Origin of the sequence: Bartonella sp. AS69XJJH (genome assembly GCF_042195585.1) — a bacterium.
Lineage (GTDB): Bacteria > Pseudomonadota > Alphaproteobacteria > Rhizobiales > Rhizobiaceae > Bartonella.
In genome coordinates this window covers 1-533 of the sequence record NZ_JBHIOO010000154.1, presented here as the reverse complement: position 1 = coordinate 533, position 533 = coordinate 1, and the positions used below count along the sequence as shown (strand labels likewise).

Below are 533 nucleotides of genomic sequence, written 5' to 3'. Positions count from 1 at the left end.
AACTCGCCTTTGAATTGTGGTAAGACAATCTCTGTTGTATAACGGTCATGCCCATTTTTATCTTGCCATTTGCGTGTTTGTAATTTTCCTTCTATGTAAACCTTTGAACCTTTGTTGAGATACTGAAGTGCAATTTTTGCCAAATGTGGATTAAAAATCACCACGGAATGCCATTCTGTTTTCTCTACTTTTTGATTGGTATTTTTATCTGTATAGCTCTCAGAAGTTGCCATACGAAAATTGACTACTTCTGCTCCAGAATTCATTGTTTTGCTTTCGGGATCAGCACCAAGGCGCCCGATTAACGTCACTTTATTTAGCATATTTATAGCCCCATTAGATTTGCAATTTATACATACAAAATCTTAGCATAATTTGCTTATTTATTCAATTATTTCAAAAGGATATTATTATTTTTTAACATATAAAATTATGTTTACGGTGTATAAAATAAGAGGATCAAGGTATTCTATTCTGCAAGCACCGTTTTTTTTCTACTTTCTCCATGAGTTCCTTGCACTTTGTCAGATCTT

Annotated in this window: 1 protein-coding gene; it reads right to left on the bottom strand. The window is 33.2% G+C overall.

The genetic code is table 11. The features are described from left to right. The coding region (gene ssb, locus ACFIK6_RS10300) for a single-stranded DNA-binding protein (RefSeq protein ID WP_375642795.1) at nt 1–323 on the bottom strand (323 nt) is incomplete at its 3' end. Between the last annotated feature and the right edge of the window lie 210 nt (nt 324–533).